The organism is Fluviispira sanaruensis (assembly GCF_004295685.1).
In the GTDB taxonomy this organism is placed as follows: Bacteria; Bdellovibrionota_B; Oligoflexia; order Silvanigrellales; family Silvanigrellaceae; genus Silvanigrella; species Silvanigrella sanaruensis.
In genome coordinates, this window is the sequence record NZ_AP019368.1 from 3,205,136 (window position 1) to 3,221,965 (window position 16,830).

Below are 16,830 nucleotides of genomic sequence, written 5' to 3' on the forward strand. Positions count from 1 at the left end.
TTTTATAATTGATTCAGTTCATAAAATTGTTTCATCTCATGTTCAAGTTCAATAATATTCTCGCCATAAAAGCGAGCTGTACAGATACGATCTCTAAAATCACCGTGTATCTGAGTGTCGTGGGCTACAGTCCAATGCATTTCTTTTAAATATTTCCAATCTATACAGTCTAATTTCTGTTCAATTTTAGCAGTTAACTGATCCTGATTTCTTAATAAAAAGCAAATACCAGAAGCACCCTGCCACAATTGAGGTTTCTCAATATCTTGCATTAATAATGAGTTGAGTGCGGATTTAAAAAAAGATGTTCCACGCGCTTCGGAAATCAGTTCAGGTAAATGATCCCCCGCAAGACGAGCCCCAATTTCCATTAAAATGGGTTGTTTGCGCTTCTTACAAAAACTTAACTCTGCATGAAAAGGACCTTTGTCAATCCCCAATGCCAACACAACTTGTTTGGTATACGCAATCATCTGATCGGCATTGTCGAGCTTGCTAAAGTCGCTCACAATATGACCTATTTCCACAAAGCCAGAAGCTCCGCCTAAAAGTTTCCTTGTGACGGACCAAATATGAATTTCACCATTTAATGAATTTACGATTCCTTCAACACTAAATTCATCACCATCGATATATTCTTCAATTAGAAGTTCTTTTGAAACTGCGAGATCGAGATCATTGTCATTTGAATTTATTATTATTTTTATTTTTTCAGCTAATTCAGCACGGGAATAAACTTTATAAACATGCATGCTGCCTGACATATTTACAGGCTTAATGATTGCTGGAAAAGGAAACTCACTTGGGATGTCCTGTTCTGTTTGCTCTGATTTTAAAAATATAAAATCTGGGACATCGACTTTATTCTGCTTTAATCGCTCTCTCATTAAGTTTTTAAGTCGGCAGCATCTTGCATTTTCTACATCTAAGGAATTTAAACTCAAATCTTTAGCAACTTTTGCACACACATCCACATAATATTCAAATCCAGGAATAACAGCTTCAAAGTTTATGCCCTTCTCAACAGAAATTTTTTGCACTTCCTGAAAAATATTATCGGCTGACATAGAATCACAATGAATTATTCCTGCAATTTTATTTTTAAATGAATCTGGAATATTTCTCTCACCTATTTCAGCCGAGGCAAGCCACACTTGATATCCTTCTTCAAGGGCTTGTTCAACAAGTTTAAGTCCTGACGATTGTGGTTCTACAATAATAATATTTCTCATAACTTTATCTTTCTAAATTCGAACTGTTAATTCCAACCGAAAGAGCCAATTCATCAAAATACATGCCAATAAGTTTTATGCAGTTAACGATAGTATCTTTTGCTATTTGCGCATCTTCTTCGCTTTTAATCGCCCGTGAAACAATTTTATACATTAGTGCAGGATGATCTTCATTGATATCAGTATTTAAATGACTCTTAGCCCCTTTTGTCTTTTCTTTTCCGAGATTACTCATAGCTTTATCTGTTATAAAACCATTGTAACTTTGTCCATAATACTCTAATACCCAATCCCCAAGCGATGGCGGGCAAAGCGCCATATTTTGAAACCTGTAAATTAAGGTAACCCATCAATAAATCCGTTGAAAAAAATGTCTTTGTCTTTAACGCTTCATCACGGGACAATCCCATTTCTTTTAGATCATGTAAAAAGAGATCATCATGACAAAACTCATCATAAAGATAATATGTAAAATCTTTCGTAAGAATGTTATCTTTATTAATACGCTTTCCAATTGCGTAATTATCAAGTTCATTATTCATATTAATTCTATTGACACATTCAACCATATGCCTTCTATAGTATTCAGAATTGAATGTGTCTGCAGTATGAAAATCGTAGGTATACTTATTATTTTTAAACAGAATAGAAAACTCATTTTCAAACAACTTCTTAGCTTCTTCAAAGGTAAAGTATTGCATAAAACATCCCTTCTGCAATTGGTTTTTTCAGTTCAAGTTTTATGCCGTTCTCTTAAAGTTTGTCAATCACTTATCCTAATTTATTTTTACTATTTTATATTTAATCACAACTTTACAAAAAAGATATATGTTTGAATTACTTATAAAAAAATATTTCGAAACTAAAGTATAAGTGGATTTATGTATTTTATGATTTAATTTTTTTAATATTTCATTTTTAAAATTATAATATTCAGCAAAGATCAAACAATAAAAAAGAACAATTTCCTTCTAACGCTTCGAGCAAAAGTTCTTTTTCATCACTCATGGCAAGACCATCTCCTTGTGCAAGTTGCTGCCCATTTACAGTTAAACTGCCAGAAGCAAGTTGGAGCCAAACATGGCGAGAGGGCATAATTGTAAATTTTAAATTGTCACTTCTTGCAAAAATGCCTCGGTAAAGTTTCACATCTTGTTTTATAGAAAGAGAATCCTCTTCTCCGTTTGGGGAAACTACGAGTTTTAATTTTTCTTTGCACGCAGAAAAATCTTTTTGCGCATAACTGGGCTCTTTGCCATTGATAGATGGCTCAATCCATATTTGCAATAAATGCAATAAATTTTCTTTGGAATGGTTGAATTCGGAATGCTGAATACCTTTGCCCGCGCTCATAATCTGAACTTCACCCGGGCGAATCACCGAGCCTGTCCCCAGACTGTCTTTATGTTCAAGTGCGCCTTCAAGAACATAAGTGATAATTTCCATATTACGGTGCCCATGGGTTGGGAACCCTTGGGCTGGTTCCACAATATCTTCATTGATCACTTTTAAATTTCTAAAACCCATGTGCTCTTCATCATAATAGCTGCTAAAAGAAAAGGTGTGTTTGGCATGCAGCCAGCCGTGCTCAGCGCTGCCTCTGTCCTGACTTTTTCGCACACGCAGCATAGTTTGTTCCTAAGTGAGAGTTGCAAGCATAATGGCTTTTATAGTGTGCATTCTATTTTCCGCTTGATCAAACACCGCACTGTTTTTTGACTCAAAAACCTCTTCCGTAACTTCTAGACCTTTTACTGCTGGTAGGCAGTGCAAAAATAAAGTGGAATCTTTATCTGTAGCATGTATAAGTTGTTGGTTTATTTGATAGGGTTTTAAAATTTCTATTCGTTCTTTACAGTCAGGATTGTTTTCTTCACCCATTGAGATCCACACATCGGTATAGAGACAATCTGCATGTTTAACAGCACACTTTGGATCCGTTAAAAATTCTAATTTCGCCCCTGTTTCCTTAATTATTTTTTCGCATTGAATGATAATATCATCTGCTGGTCTCCGTGATTTTGGTGAACATATGACAAAATGCATGCCCATTTTGCAAGCTATAATCATAAGTGAATGGGCAACATTATTGGCTGCATCGCCTAAGTAAACAAGTTTTTTTCCCTGCAAATCGCCAAATCTTTCTTGCAAAGTCATAATATCTGCAAATGCTTGGGTGGGATGATGATCATCCGTTAAGGCATTCCACACGGGAACTTGTGAATATTGGATTAAGTCATTTAGAGTATCCTGCTTAAAACCTCTAAACATAATTCCATCATACATCCTGCCAAGCACTCTTGCCGTATCTTTTGTGCTTTCTTTTTTGCCAAAGTGAATATCATTTTTATTTAAAAATTCAGGATGCGCTCCTTCATCAAACGCAGCAACGGTAAAAGCACTGCGCGTGCGCGTACTCGATTTTTCAAAAATAAGAGCAATATTTTTATTTGCAAGTCGTTTGGGAAATATATTATTCATTTTTTCCATTTTAACTTTATGCGCTTGAGTCAAAATATATTTTATTTCATCGACTGAATAATCTAATAATGTTGATAAAGAGCGGCCTGTTAATTTCATATTAACTCCTTTTAGCTAGAAAAAATGTGGCTTCTGCAAATGCTTCAACTGAGCGCAGAGTAGAAAGGACAGACACTTTATGCTGAATTGCGCATTTAGCAATTTCAGAGTGCACCTGTGTGTTCTCACATATTTTCCTATTTAAAGGAGCGATGATCATTGCTATTTTTTGTGCTTTCATATTTTCTCTAATTTCATTTACTCCGTATTTATTTTCTGCAAAGGAAATAAACTCAAAGTTCTCAATATTTTTTCGATTAAAAATTTCTTTATAAAGTGCAAGATCTTTCTCCTCACCTAAGTAAAGAACAATCCCTTTGCTAGAAATATGTAAACCTGCAGATAAATAACCTTTATATAACATTTCAGCAAAACTGTTGGCGCTGGCCATCACTTCACCGATGGAGCGCATTTCTGGGCCCAGTATAGGAGTAAAATTCGGGAATTTTTGAAAGGGAAATACGGGAACCTTAAAACAAAATTTCTCTGCATGAGAATTATTAGAAATTAAATTTAACTCGTTTAATTTCTTTCCTAAACAAATATAAGCGGCAAATTTTGCCATGGGAATAGAAGTTGCTTTTGCCACAAAGGGCACAGAACGCGAGCTGCGTGGATTCACTTCAAGTACATAAATTTCATTCTGAAATAAAGCGTACTGAATGTTCATCAAACCAATCGTATTTAATTCTATGGCTAGATCTTTAGATATTGAATTAATTTTTTCAATATCTTTCTGACTTAAACTGTAGGGTGGAATGACACAGGAACTGTCACCGGAATGAATCCCAGCTTCTTCAATATGCTCCATAATTGCGGGAATAAAAATATCCTTTCCATCGCAGATTAAATCCACATCAAACTCAATTGCATTTTCTAAATATTTATCAATTAAAACTGGCTTAGTAGAGTCAATGTCAATTGCTGTTTTAAAGTAACTTAATAATTCTTTATCATTAAAAACAACTGCCATTCCCCTGCCGCCTAAAACAAAGGAAGGGCGCACTAAAACGGGATATGCAATTCTACTTGCAATTATTAAGGCATCTTCAATACAAGTTGCTGTACCAAAGGCAGGCGCTTTTATATTTAATTTATTTAATATATTGCCAAACAGTTTACGATCTTCTGCAAGTTCTATGGCAGAATAAGATGTGCCTAATATTCTATAGCCTTTTTGCTCAATTTTTTTTGCTAATTTTAACGGACTTTGCCCACCAAATTGAATAAAAACTCCATAAGGATTTTCTTCTTGGAGAATATCGAGAACATCTTCTTCAACAAGTGGTTCCATATAAAGTTTATCTGATATATAAAAATCTGTACTCACAGTTTCGGGATTTGAATTGATTAAAATAGCTTCATAGCCTAATTCCTGCGCAGCTTTTACGGCATGCACACAGGAATAATCGAACTCAACCCCTTGACCGATTCTATTTGGTCCACTCCCCAGAATGACGACCTTTTTATTTTGCGAGATCCGATTGTCATTTTGCTCTTCATAAGTTTTAAAATAATAAGGAGTTTGTGCTTCAAATTCTCCTGCACAGGTGTCAACCATTTTAAATGTCGGTTTGATTGCATATTCTACTAATATTTTTTCTATTTCTTCTGTCGTATTTTCTGTTAATTTAGCAATCTGCCCATTGCTAAACCCATTCTTTTTTGCTTGATGTAATTGAGATTTTTCTAAATTTTTTCCAACAGCTCTTAATTTAACTTCTTCCAGAATAAGATCTTTTAATTGATATAAAAACCACTTACCAACCCCAGTTAATTCATGAATTTTTTCAACAGAGAAGTCTAAATAAAAAGCATCTTTTATATATGAAAATAAGTTTGGAGTCGGTGTTTGTAATAATTTTTCAAGTTCCGTTTTTGAATATTTATTTTTTGAACCCTGCCAACCGTCGATATTTTTTTCAAGGGTTCTCCACGCTTTTTGAAAAGCATCTTTGAATCCTCTGCCAAAAGCCAAACCTTCTCCCACAGATTTCATTTGAATACCTAGGGTATTGTCTTTTTCATTGTACTTTTCAAAATCCCATCGAGGTACTTTAACGACCACATAGTCGATTGTGGGTTCAAATGCTGCCGATGTGACTTTAGTAATTTCATTTTTAATTTCATCTAAAGTGAATCCGACTGCAAGCTTTGCTGATATTCTTGCAATGGGATAGCCTGTCGCTTTTGAAACCAAGGCGGAGCTTCGCGAAACTCTCGGGTTCATCTCGATCACAACCATTCTTCCATTGAGTGGATTGATTGCAAACTGAATATTAGCTCCACCCGTTTCCATGCCTATTTTTTCAAAAATAATTTTAGAACATTCACGGAGCTTCTGATACTCTTTATCCGTTAATGTCATACAGGGTGCAACAGTCACGGAATCGCCGGTGTGCACACCCATCGGATTTACATTTTCAATTCCACAAATAACGACAAAGTTACCTACTCTGTCACGCATAACTTCGAGTTCATATTCTTTCCAACCTATGATCGATTCTTCAATAGAAATTTCAGCATGCTCACTGGCTGAAAAAGCCGCATCGACGAGTTGCACAAATTCGTTTTCGTTATAAGCAATTCCGCCTCCTGTTCCCCCTAATGTAAATGAGGCGCGAATAATAAGTGGAAAAGAAAGTTCTTCAGCAAGTTTCGCGGCATCTTTCTTTGTTGAAACGAGATCTCCACGCGCAACATCAAAACCAAGAGAGGTCACTAAATTTTTAAATTCTCTCCGGTCTTCTGCTTTGTCTACAGTTGCAGCTTGCACACCAATTGTTTTTATACTGTATTTTTTAAGGTCACCTTTTTTATGCAAATCCATAAATAAATTGAGTGCAATTTGTCCACCCATTGTAGGTAAAAGAGCATCGGGTTTTTCTTTTTCTATTATTTTGCAGATAGAATCCCGCGTCAGCGGCTCTATATAAACTTTGTCTGCTGTTTCTTTATCAGTCATAATTGTCGCAGGGTTCGAATTAATAAGAACCACTTCATAACCTTCATCCCTGAGGGCAAGACAAGCTTGTGTGCCAGAATAATCGAATTCACAACCTTGCCCTATTTGAATAGGACCTGAGCCAATAATAAGAATTTTTTTAATATCGTTAAATTTAGGCATTGATCACATCCTTCGTTTTATTCTTATTTATATTCATTGCATGGATAAAATCTTGAAAAATATATTCTGCATCCCTGGGGCCTGGGTTTGCTTCAGGGTGAAATTGCACTGAAAATATCGGCAAATGCTTATGCTGAATTCCAGCAAGAGTTCCATCATTTAAATGCACGTGCGATATAGAAAAGATTTCATTTATATCTTCTATATCTAAAATATAGTTATGATTTTGTGATGTGATTAAAACACGGGAATCATTTTTACCAAGAACTTTCACAGGGTGATTGGTTGCATGATGACCAAAATTCAATTTTTTTGTTTTGCCACCAAAAGCAAGACCTATCAATTGATGTCCTAAACAAATACCAAAACTGGGATAAAGCGGTAAAAGTTTTCTCATGACATTTAATATATTTGAATCTTTTGCAAGTTGCTCAGGATCTCCTGGTCCATTGCTAAAAAAAATGCCATCCGGTTGGATGGCATTGATATCTTCAACAGAACAATTATACGGAAATAAAACGGGATCACAGTTCAATGCAACCAAGGAATCGAGAATTCCTTGCTTAATACCAAAGTCGAATACAGCAATTTTATACTTCTTATTTTTATTTGCCACATTCTTTATAGATTTAATATTATTATTGCTATATATTTTGACAAGATTTTTTTGACTCAGCACAGGCGATTTTTCTAATTTCACTTTGAGGGAATTTATATCGTGATCAATATTTGAAATGATACCTTTAAGACATCCTTCATTTCTTATTTTTTGTGTCAGAAAACGAGTGTCAACTCCATAAAGAGCACATTTATTTTGTTTCTTTAAATATTCATCTAAAGATAATTTTGCCCGATAATTATCCGGAATTTGTGAAATATCTTTGCAAATAAGAGCTTCTGCTTGCATTTGACTGGATTCTAAGTCTTCAAAATTAATTCCAGTGTTACCTATATGACTTGTGGTAAAAATGACTATTTGTCCCAAATAGGAAGGATCCGAAATGACTTCTTCATAACCTGTCATAGCTGTATTAAAAACAATTTCACCAATAACTTCACAAGCCGCCCCTAAACTTTGCCCGTGCACGACCGTACCGTCCTCCAATAGAAGAATCGCTTGCATATTGACTCCAAATTTTCTGATTATTAATAAAGAGAAAGCCTTTTAGCTCAAGGGGATTGCAAATTCCAGCGAGCCAAAAATTGGAGTATTCTTACATCAACTATTTAAATAGTCAAGTTATTCCTTTTTAAATTTTCTTTTAAACTGGATTATAAAATCGGATAGTATTTTTAAAAGTATAGGCAAGAGTGCTAAAACAATAAGTAACAAAAAGAAATTGGGTGAAACAATATTGTTTAAATTTTGTATCTCTTCAATCTTACTTCCTGCATAAACATAGGCAATCACGTGCGGTAAAGTTCCAATTTGCGTCACTAAATAAAACTGCCATGTTGGAATTTGCGTGATTCCCATTCCTGTGTTCACCACCACACCAGGTATAATTGCTGAAAAGCGAATGGAAAGAAGATATATCCAACCATCTTTTTCAAAACCTTTTACTATTTTATGGATCTTAGACTGCGTTTTCGCTTTAAAAAACTTATAAAAAAGAATGCGAGTTAAAAGAAATGAACACGTATAAGCTAAAGTTAATAAAAAAGTAAAAAGGATGACTCCTTTATAAAAGCCAAACAAAGCTCCTGCAAATAAAACGTATGCGGACGCTGTAAAAGGAAGATAAAGAACGGTTAGAACAAAAAATGATAAACTAAATACGATTAAAACAGTTATTGGATTCTGCTCAAAAACAGATTTGAGAGTAGCAACACTCTGTTTGAATGATTCCATAATAAGCTCATTGAATTCATTATTTTGCCCACCAGTAGAATTTAAAAGATGGCTTAATGCAAAAAACATCAACAATATAATTATAAAATAAATATTTTTTTTCACTGCTTTTCCTTTGCAAAATTTTTGGGTGCATTCTTAAATTGACGATTGTATAGTTTAGGTTCATACGCAAGGAAAAAATATTTTCCTTGCGCAATAAGAATTATACTTAGAATTAAGGGAAAAATAATGTCGAGCGCAAAGCAATCCGATTCTTTTGACAAATGGCAGTCCCCCATTACAGCAGAAATGATTGCAAGTAAATCAATTTCTTTCAATGATATTCATATGGATCAAGGGATTCTCTATTGGTGCGAATCACGCCCGACCGACAAAGGGAGAAATGTGATTGTATCCTATAATGAAAACAAATATACCGATGAAACTCCAATTAATTATAATATTGGAACATCCGTCCATGGCTATGGTGGAGGTGCTTTTTACATTAAAAATGATACACTTTATTTTGCCGATTTAAAAACAGGTCTTGTTTATCAAAAAAATATTAAAACTCAAGAAATAAACCCCATCGTAAATCTTGGCGAATATCGCTATGCTGATTTCTGCTCTGATCCTAAGCATAAATATTTATATTGCATTCGCAAAGATGTCACTGGCAAAAGTCAATTTCCACCTACTGAGATCGTAAGAATTTCCGTCGCAGCGAAATCCGTAGATGTCTTATTAACAGGGGCTGATTTTTATAGCAATCCTACAGTCAGTCCCGATGGCAAAAAAATAGTCTGGTTACAATGGAATCATCCAAACATGCCTTGGGATGCCACGGAATTATGGCTTGCCGATCTATCGGAAGAGGGAACCCTTCTCAATAAAAAAAATATTTCCGAAGGACAAAATCAAGCCTATTATCAACCAACATGGTCACCTGACAATGAACTCTATGTCTCTTCAGACAAAACAGGATTCTGGAATATTTATCATTATACAAGTGAAAGTTTTATCAATATATATGAAAGAAAATGCGATTTTGGACGACCCATGTGGATCATTGGCACCCGCTGTTTCCAATTTTTATCGGTTGAGGAAATAATCTGCTGCTACTCTGAAAAAGGCATATGGCAGACAGGTATTGTTAATTTAAAAAATAAAAGCTTTAAAGAATATAATAATTCACTCACATGTATTTATAATATTGTTGGAGAAAATAATAAAGTTGGTTTTATAGGTGGAAACCCTACTTTAGCACCAGCTATTATTTTATCAGATAGAAATAACCTAGAAAAAATAAATATTCTCCGCAATTCCATAGATAGTTCTATTGATAAAGAATTTATTTCTCAGCCAGAATTAATTGAGTTCCCCACCCGTGATCAAAAAAAAGCTTATGCTTTTTATTATCCGCCAAAAAATCTTCATTATAAATATACAGAGAATGAACTCCCTCCACTGATTGTTAAAGTGCATGGAGGGCCAACAGCAAATGCAGATTTTATGCTCACGCCTAAAATCCAATATTACACCAGCCGTGGTTTTGCTTTTGTTGAAGTAAATTACAGAGGAAGTACGGGTTATGGGAAAATATATAGAGAGCATCTCAAAGGTCATTGGGGAATTATGGATGCAGAAGATTGCATAGATTGTGCTCTTTATTTATGTGAATTAAAAAAAGCCGATAGAAATAAGCTCATTATTTCAGGTAGCAGTTCTGGTGGGCTCACTGTTTTAGCGTCACTTGCTTTTCAAAATATTTATAAATGTGGTTCGTGCACATATGGTATTGCAGATTTAATTGCAATGACCGAACATATTCATAAATTTGAAGCTTACTATGATCAAGGTTTACTTGGCGGATCTGTCAAAGAATCAAGAAACATTTATTTCGATCGTTCTCCTATCAACTCAGCAGATAAAATCACAGCTCCTGTGATCTTTTTCCATGGCGACAGTGATTCTGTAGTGCATGTCAGTCAGACTTATAAAATTGCAGCGGCTCTGAAAAAAAATAATATATACAATGAGGTATATATTTTTGAGAATGAAGGACATGGATTTAAAAATGCAGATAATATTGTAATAGCTCTTAAAAATGAACTCACATTTTTTGCAAAAGTATTGAGATAAGGCTTGAGTTGCTTCCGGGAAGAGTGAGCTGTGCTCACTCTCTTTAAATTCTGATCTTATCCCTAGCATTTATGTATTAATTACTACTATAAAATATTTTATTTTACAAATAAAAATATGATAAAAAAAGAAGATTTCCTCATACATCTATTTAGATTAGGATTTATTTTATTTTCATAATAAATCTTATTTTAAATAAAAAATCATAAAGATCGGTTCTATAAAAATTTTTAAATTATATAAAAATAAGCAATTTATATCGAAATAATTAAGTATTTGCATTGATAATTTTTTTAATCATTTATATTTAAAAATAGAAAGAAAGAATACCAAAAATAAGTGAACATTTTCTTCTTAATGATTTATAAAATCGTTAGACAGACTATGGCTAAAGCAGTGTATGGAAGAGATCCTAAAAATAAATACAACGGACTTATTCCGTCTTCACCACAACTTTTATTTAATATCCCATAACCAATAGGATTGGGCGCATTGGCAATAACAGTCAATCCCCCTCCTGCAACGGCACCCGCCACTAAAGAATATTTAAATTCATCGGATAGGTTAGGCACGAGCGTTCCCAAATAAGTTAATGCTGCATTATCAGTAACAGCTGTCAATGCTGTTGCCCCAAAAAATAGAGAGGTTGGATTTAAATAATTCATCAGAGGAATCAACCACCATTGTTGCAAAGCTCCTAAAGTTACAATTCCACCTAAAAAGAAACCAACCAACAGACTTTCTCTAATTTTTAATGAATCTTGGTATTCTTTAGTAACTTCAAACCAACCAATAAAAAGTAAGAAGAGCGGAACTAAAAATGATACATATTTATGATAAACAATACTTAAAACAAGAAAACCGACATTGACACCTACTATCCAATAGGGAGTTCTTTGTTTCCGCTCACTCGTATTTGGAAATTTATTCGTCCTAATAATATCTTTGCGAAAATAAACTGCCGTTAAAAGAGTTCCTGTGACTATGGCAATAGCAGATTTCCAGCCAAAATTCATAAACATAAACGCAGCGTCCCAATCCCAATGCGCTGCTACAATTAAAACAGGAGGTGCAGCAAAATGAGTTAAGGTACCACCAATGGAAACATTAACAAATAAAAGACCTAGCATGGCATATTTAAATTTTGCATTATTTGTTTTTTGAAAAAAATGCTCATGCAGCAGCAATGCAGAAACTGTCATCGCCACTGGTTCTGTTAGAAGAGAACCACTTAAGGTACCAAAAATAAAAATAGCAGAAAATAATGCCAGTTTATATGGGACGAAAAATATTTTTGAGAAAAATTTTGAGATAAAATTAATTCCTCTATCTGCCATAAACATAACAGGTTTTGTTGCAGACATACACATAATTATAAAAACAAATATGGGTTCTTTAAAATCAATTCCATTTAAATAATCGAGCGAGGATTGCATCCCTAAATAAGCGGATAGGAGAGCAAGAAAAACAAAGGCCCAAAAACCAAAAACAACTTCCACTTCACCCAGGAAGTCGAGAACTTTTTCGGACATAGAACCCTTAGGTCTTTTATGCGCCAAAGCTACGATACGACTTGCACAAAATGTATGGATAACAGCCAGAACAAAAATAGTTGTTACTGAAAAAAGCACAACATTATTTTCAAGTAAAGTCGGTATGATAGAAGTTTTGTCAACACAATCAATAGTCATTCTGAAAAACTTTCCTTGCAGATTGAAAAGATCTTTGTAATCTAGGTATTCACTTTGACTTAACAAAGGATCTTTTGATGAAATACGATTTTATTCTTTTTGACGCTGATGACACTCTCTTTGATTTTAATAAATCTCAAGAAATTGCCTTTCGTGAAACCGTCTCACATTTTGCCATCAGTTACCATACCGATGTACTCTGTTCGGAATTTAAAAAAACAAATCGAGCTCTTTGGAAAGAACTTGAAAACAGATTAATTAGCGAAGATGATTTGAAAATTTTACGATTTAAAAAAATTTTTGACGCTCATAATATCAAACAAGATCCGTCTGAAGTGAGTAAAATTTATTTGCAAAAAATCTCTCAAAGTACTCATTTAAAGGCAGGAGCGCTCTCAATCTGTCAATTTTTAAAAGAAGCAAAAATAAAAATTGGAATCATAACAAATGGTTTTGAAAATATTCAAAAAAGCAGATTCTCACTGTCTGAACTCAATCCTTATTTTGATTTTATAACTATATCTGAAGAATGTGGCTATCGAAAACCTTATGCTGAGATTTTTCAAATTGCTTTGAATAAATTTGGCAATGCACGTAAAGATAATACTCTCATGGTTGGTGATAATTTAGAGGCAGATATTATTGGCGCACAAGAATTTGGTTTGGATAGTTGTTGGTATCATCCGCATGGTGGAAATCCACACAAGGATATTATTCCAACTTTTATTATTCATGATTTAATGGAAATTAAAAGAATTATAAACAAAAAATAAGAGATTAAAATTTAATCTCTTATTTTACGAAGTGCTAAACAAACATTGGTTCCACCAAACCCAAATGAATTTGAGATGGCCACATTCACTTCACGCCGGACGGCTTTGTTGGCAGTGAAGTTGAGATCACACTGCTCGTCAGGATGATCGAGGTTAATAGTTGGTGGGATAATCCCTGTTTTAATAGCCATCGCTGAGAAAACAGCTTCTATTCCACCTGCAGCGCCTAATAAATGACCTGTCATGCTTTTTGTTGAACTTACATTTAACTTATAAGCATGATCGCCAAATATGGTTTTGATAGCTTGTGTTTCGCACAAGTCACCTTGGCCAGTAGATGTACCATGAGCATTTATATAATCTACGTCCTCAGGTTTCAATCCAGATGTGCTAAGTGCTTGCTGCATAGCGCGCGCTCCACCTTCTCCGCCTGGAGCTGGTGAAGTAAAGTGATAGGCATCCCCAGATGCACCAAAGCCAACAAGTTCACAAATAATATTTGCTCCACGCGCCTTTGCATACTCGTATTCTTCAATAATAAGTATTCCAGAGCCTTCTCCCATAATAAAACCAGAGCGATCTTTATCGAAAGGGCGTGATGCTTTTTCTGGATGATCTGAAAAATCTGAAGAAAGAGCTTTCATCTGACCAAAACCAGCAAAAGCAACGAGGCTCAATGCAGACTCCGCTCCTCCGCAAATCATGGCTTTGGCTCTGCCTGTTTGAATGTACATTAGAGCATCGCCAATGGCGTGTCCTGCACTTGAACATGCTGTTGCTGTGCAAACATTTGGTCCTTTAGCTCCCGTTTCCAAAGAAACGACACCTGCAGCCATATTGCCAATGAAGCCAGGGATTGTGAATGGTGAAACTCTCTTAATCCCTTTGGTACGAGCGGTGAAGGATTGATCTTCAAGATATCCTAGAGCACCAATACCAACTCCAATAGCAACCCCAATGTCATTTTGATTGCTTAGGTCGAGCTTCAATTGAGCATTTTCTAACGCCATTTTTGACGCCGCAACGGCAAGATGAACAAAGCGTTGATTTCTTTTAGCTTCTTTTTCATCCATGAAATCAGCTGGATTAAAATTTTTGACCTCACCCGCAATTGTCACGCAATTTTCTGGGGGCTCAAACGTAGTAAGCTTGCCAATTCCACTTTTTCCTGCAATTGCATTCTCCCAGCATTCCTCTAAATTATTGCCGATTGGACATACGATTCCAAGACCAGTTACGACGACACGTTTCATCAAGCAAACCTCTCAAATAAAAAAAGGACTTATAAATCCTGACTAGATCATCATAAATAAACATGCTAGTTATCCATAACTGTAAGCCAGCCAGAGTACCAACAACTGTCGGTATACACTATAACAACTCTATGTGAAATACGCAGAGCAAGGAACTCACCAATGCTAAATCTAAAACACAAAATACTTTCCAAAAAGGCAATACTTTGGGATTTTGACGGATGCCTATGCGACTCTGAACGCATACACTTTTTAGCGTACGCAAAAGCATTTGCACATATCGGGCACACACTCAATGAATATGAATACTATGAGACGTTCACACACACAGGAGCAGGTGTCGCAAAGGAAATCGAAACATATAACATAAGTTGCAATCTTGAAGAAATAAGAACGGACAAAGCAAAACACTATTGGGAACTTATTTCAAAAGGAGCCGCTCAGATATATACTGAAATTCCAGAAATTCTATCTATCTTAAAAAGAAACGGCCATGTCAATGCTATAGCGAGCAATAGTCCTGCGAGTGAAATAAATCTTATCCTTTCTCAACAAAAAGAAAAATTATGTATTGACCACGTGATAGGTATTGAACCAGGTATGCGCAAAAAACCATACCCCGATCTTTACCTGAAAGCACTTGAGGTCTTAAAGATTTCGCCGAGCGAAGCACTCGTCATTGAAGACTCTGAACGTGGGCTCCTTGCAGCACAAGCCGCCGGTTGTGATGCTCTTTGGATAAAAACCAACTTAAACGAACGTTTTGAAACAAAAGCGGATCATCTTTCTCGCTTAACCCACGAACAATTACTCCAAATAATAAAGTGATCGCAAATATATGTGGATGGACAATTGGGTATTAAATTTACCTAAGAAATTATGGCCTGAGTTCTCACTCGATGCTGCAAATAAAGCACCTTTTCTCATTCGCTTTTTTGAGACTCAAAAAAATGTTGTTGTTTTATCGAGCTCAAATAAAGCAGAAAAAGAAGTAAACGAAATTGAATGCGTAAAAAATAATATTCCAATTCTGCAAAGAAAAGGAGGAGGAGGAACTGTTGTCTTAGGAAACGGATGTCTAATCCTTACGTTTGCATTTTATGGAAAAGATGTCTTTGGAAATAGTAAATATTTTCAAATGATAAATAACTTGTGGATCGATTCTCTCGAAAAAGCAGGGTGCCCAAAATTAAATCAACAAGGAATTAGTGATATAAGTTATATAAATAAAAAAATTGCAGGCACAAGTATTTTCCGCAAGAAACATTTACTTGTTTATCAAGGAAGTTTACTCGTAAATCCAAATTTGGATCTAATTTCTAAATTACTCTGCCATCCATCGCGCGAACCTGAATACAGAGAAGGTCGTTCCCATGAACAGTTTTTAACGACCACACAGACTTTAGGATGCCCTTTATCTGCTTCTGAACTTGCTTTGTTTTGCCAAAAATATTTTGAAGAAAATGTAGGGCAATATTTTAAAAATGATGTTCTAATATGAAGCAATTTTTGAAAGCCCAGAGTTAAAGATATCAACGCTTGGTTTTCCTTTGTAACGAATATGACAATTACCATATGCAGTGCCAACGAGTGTTTGTTTTGCACATAAGCTGATCTGTGAAGAATGATTGCATGATAATGAAATTGATTGAGCCTCTAATTCAACAGCATTAATATTTGCACTGCCAAACGCTGTTACCTTGAAGTTATCAACAAACCCGCTCATATAACATTCGCTTGCATCAGTTCCTTCAAAGACAAATCCCCCGCCATGTAAATCAAGTACACTTGCTTGAACGGTGTCCCTGATAAACAAGGAATTTAATACATGAGTGTGTATGATAACATGCGTTCTCGTAGGATGAGAAAAACCATCCTCCATATGGATAAATAGTTTACCAAAAGAGTTGACCTCAGTAACTATCCTTGGCAAAAAATCAGCCTTAGCTTTAACTTCTAACCCTTGTGCTTTGCCGACAAATATTTCTACATCAAAATTATTTGCAATAGCAATTGATGAAAAATATCGGACAACACGACTTTGATTAAATACATTCATTTCAATATCCTTCAATAATATTTATTAATAATTATTTATATAACTATTTATTTTTAAGAAGAGCTTATTAAAAAAACGGGTGCGTGCAGTCTGCATTACTAAGGTAACAAATGCTATTTTGATGTCAATAGCTTCTCCA

General features: G+C 34.9%; 15 protein-coding genes. 4 read left to right on the forward strand and 11 right to left on the reverse strand.

Annotated elements, in window-relative coordinates:
• Nucleotides 1-2: 2 nt before the first annotated feature.
• The 8 genes from EZS29_RS13550 to EZS29_RS13585 form a co-directional block, all read right to left on the reverse strand.
• A complete protein-coding gene (locus tag EZS29_RS13550) occupies nucleotides 3-1,232 on the reverse strand; it encodes an ATP-grasp domain-containing protein (RefSeq protein ID WP_130611852.1) in 1,230 nt (409 codons plus the stop codon).
• A gap of 4 nt (nucleotides 1,233-1,236) precedes the next feature.
• Nucleotides 1,237-1,467: a hypothetical protein gene (locus EZS29_RS13555; RefSeq protein ID WP_130611855.1), complete on the reverse strand. Its 231-nt coding sequence runs from the start codon at nucleotides 1,465-1,467 to the stop codon at nucleotides 1,237-1,239.
• A gap of 4 nt (nucleotides 1,468-1,471) precedes the next feature.
• On the reverse strand, nucleotides 1,472-1,933 hold the full coding sequence (locus EZS29_RS13560; protein ID WP_130611857.1) for a hypothetical protein: 462 nt from the start codon (nucleotides 1,931-1,933) through the stop codon (nucleotides 1,472-1,474).
• Between the two features lie 232 nt (nucleotides 1,934-2,165).
• Nucleotides 2,166-2,861 carry a pirin family protein gene (locus tag EZS29_RS13565; RefSeq protein ID WP_130611860.1) on the reverse strand — a complete coding sequence of 232 codons (696 nt, stop codon included), beginning with the start codon at nucleotides 2,859-2,861 and terminating at the stop codon, nucleotides 2,166-2,168.
• A 9-nt stretch (nucleotides 2,862-2,870) separates the two neighbouring features.
• A complete protein-coding gene (gene argF, locus EZS29_RS13570; protein ID WP_130611863.1) occupies nucleotides 2,871-3,812 on the reverse strand; it encodes an ornithine carbamoyltransferase in 942 nt (313 codons plus the stop codon).
• Nucleotide 3,813: 1 nt separating this feature from the next.
• On the reverse strand, nucleotides 3,814-6,939 hold the full coding sequence (carB, locus tag EZS29_RS13575; protein WP_130611866.1) for a carbamoyl-phosphate synthase large subunit: 3,126 nt from the start codon (nucleotides 6,937-6,939) through the stop codon (nucleotides 3,814-3,816).
• Nucleotides 6,932-8,062: a glutamine-hydrolyzing carbamoyl-phosphate synthase small subunit gene (gene carA / locus EZS29_RS13580; protein ID WP_130611869.1), complete on the reverse strand. Its 1,131-nt coding sequence runs from the start codon at nucleotides 8,060-8,062 to the stop codon at nucleotides 6,932-6,934. The genes carB and carA overlap by 8 nt, the downstream gene beginning before the upstream one ends.
• Nucleotides 8,063-8,179: 117 nt before the next feature.
• Nucleotides 8,180-8,896: a TVP38/TMEM64 family protein gene (locus EZS29_RS13585; protein WP_130611872.1), complete on the reverse strand. Its 717-nt coding sequence runs from the start codon at nucleotides 8,894-8,896 to the stop codon at nucleotides 8,180-8,182.
• 126 nt (nucleotides 8,897-9,022) lie between these two features.
• On the opposite strand from EZS29_RS13585, the gene EZS29_RS13590 reads away from it, so the two are divergent.
• Entirely contained in the window at nucleotides 9,023-10,915 is a 1,893-nt protein-coding gene (locus EZS29_RS13590; RefSeq protein ID WP_130611875.1) for a S9 family peptidase, read from the forward strand.
• Nucleotides 10,916-11,277: 362 nt separating this feature from the next.
• Here the strand turns inward: EZS29_RS13590 and EZS29_RS13595 are convergent, their stop codons facing one another.
• Nucleotides 11,278-12,606: a putative Na+/H+ antiporter gene (locus tag EZS29_RS13595; protein WP_130611878.1), complete on the reverse strand. Its 1,329-nt coding sequence runs from the start codon at nucleotides 12,604-12,606 to the stop codon at nucleotides 11,278-11,280.
• A 77-nt stretch (nucleotides 12,607-12,683) separates the two neighbouring features.
• On the opposite strand from EZS29_RS13595, the gene EZS29_RS13600 reads away from it, so the two are divergent.
• Nucleotides 12,684-13,379 (forward strand): YjjG family noncanonical pyrimidine nucleotidase, encoded by a 696-nt coding sequence (locus EZS29_RS13600; protein WP_130611881.1) that lies wholly within the window; start codon nucleotides 12,684-12,686, stop codon nucleotides 13,377-13,379.
• Between the two features lie 11 nt (nucleotides 13,380-13,390).
• Here the strand turns inward: EZS29_RS13600 and fabF are convergent, their stop codons facing one another.
• The gene (gene fabF, locus EZS29_RS13605; protein ID WP_130611884.1) at nucleotides 13,391-14,635 is read right to left on the reverse strand and encodes a beta-ketoacyl-ACP synthase II; all 1,245 of its coding nucleotides are present in this window, start codon (nucleotides 14,633-14,635) and stop codon (nucleotides 13,391-13,393) included.
• A gap of 159 nt (nucleotides 14,636-14,794) precedes the next feature.
• On the opposite strand from fabF, the gene EZS29_RS13610 reads away from it, so the two are divergent.
• Both EZS29_RS13610 and EZS29_RS13615 read left to right on the forward strand, forming a co-directional pair.
• Nucleotides 14,795-15,460 (forward strand): HAD family hydrolase, encoded by a 666-nt coding sequence (locus tag EZS29_RS13610; RefSeq protein ID WP_130611887.1) that lies wholly within the window; start codon nucleotides 14,795-14,797, stop codon nucleotides 15,458-15,460.
• 10 nt (nucleotides 15,461-15,470) lie between these two features.
• Nucleotides 15,471-16,133, forward strand: a complete 663-nt coding sequence (locus EZS29_RS13615) for a lipoate--protein ligase family protein (protein WP_130611890.1) — start codon at nucleotides 15,471-15,473, stop codon at nucleotides 16,131-16,133.
• On the opposite strand, the gene EZS29_RS13620 is transcribed toward EZS29_RS13615, so the two are convergent.
• Nucleotides 16,125-16,691, reverse strand: coding sequence for a GIN domain-containing protein (locus tag EZS29_RS13620; RefSeq protein ID WP_130611893.1), 567 nt, complete (start codon nucleotides 16,689-16,691; stop codon nucleotides 16,125-16,127). The two genes, EZS29_RS13615 and EZS29_RS13620, sit on opposite strands and share 9 nt — an antisense overlap.
• Nucleotides 16,692-16,830: the final 139 nt, after the last annotated feature.

Bases quoted from the DNA above. Each gene is read 5' to 3' on its own strand.
- EZS29_RS13550 (WP_130611852.1), bottom strand. From the start codon at position 1,232: ATGAGAAATATTATTATTGTAGAACCACAATCGTCAGGACTTAAACTT.
- EZS29_RS13555 (WP_130611855.1), bottom strand. From the start codon at position 1,467: ATGAGTAATCTCGGAAAAGAAAAGACAAAAGGGGCTAAGAGTCATTTA.
- EZS29_RS13560 (WP_130611857.1), bottom strand. From the start codon at position 1,933: ATGCAATACTTTACCTTTGAAGAAGCTAAGAAGTTGTTTGAAAATGAG.
- EZS29_RS13565 (WP_130611860.1), bottom strand. From the start codon at position 2,861: ATGCTGCGTGTGCGAAAAAGTCAGGACAGAGGCAGCGCTGAGCACGGC.
- argF (WP_130611863.1), bottom strand. From the start codon at position 3,812: ATGAAATTAACAGGCCGCTCTTTATCAACATTATTAGATTATTCAGTC.
- carB (WP_130611866.1), bottom strand. From the start codon at position 6,939: ATGCCTAAATTTAACGATATTAAAAAAATTCTTATTATTGGCTCAGGT.
- carA (WP_130611869.1), bottom strand. From the start codon at position 8,062: ATGCAAGCGATTCTTCTATTGGAGGACGGTACGGTCGTGCACGGGCAA.
- EZS29_RS13590 (WP_130611875.1), top strand. From the start codon at position 9,023: ATGTCGAGCGCAAAGCAATCCGATTCTTTTGACAAATGGCAGTCCCCC.
- EZS29_RS13595 (WP_130611878.1), bottom strand. From the start codon at position 12,606: ATGACTATTGATTGTGTTGACAAAACTTCTATCATACCGACTTTACTT.
- EZS29_RS13600 (WP_130611881.1), top strand. From the start codon at position 12,684: ATGAAATACGATTTTATTCTTTTTGACGCTGATGACACTCTCTTTGAT.
- EZS29_RS13610 (WP_130611887.1), top strand. From the start codon at position 14,795: ATGCTAAATCTAAAACACAAAATACTTTCCAAAAAGGCAATACTTTGG.
- EZS29_RS13615 (WP_130611890.1), top strand. From the start codon at position 15,471: ATGTGGATGGACAATTGGGTATTAAATTTACCTAAGAAATTATGGCCT.
- EZS29_RS13620 (WP_130611893.1), bottom strand. From the start codon at position 16,691: ATGAATGTATTTAATCAAAGTCGTGTTGTCCGATATTTTTCATCAATT.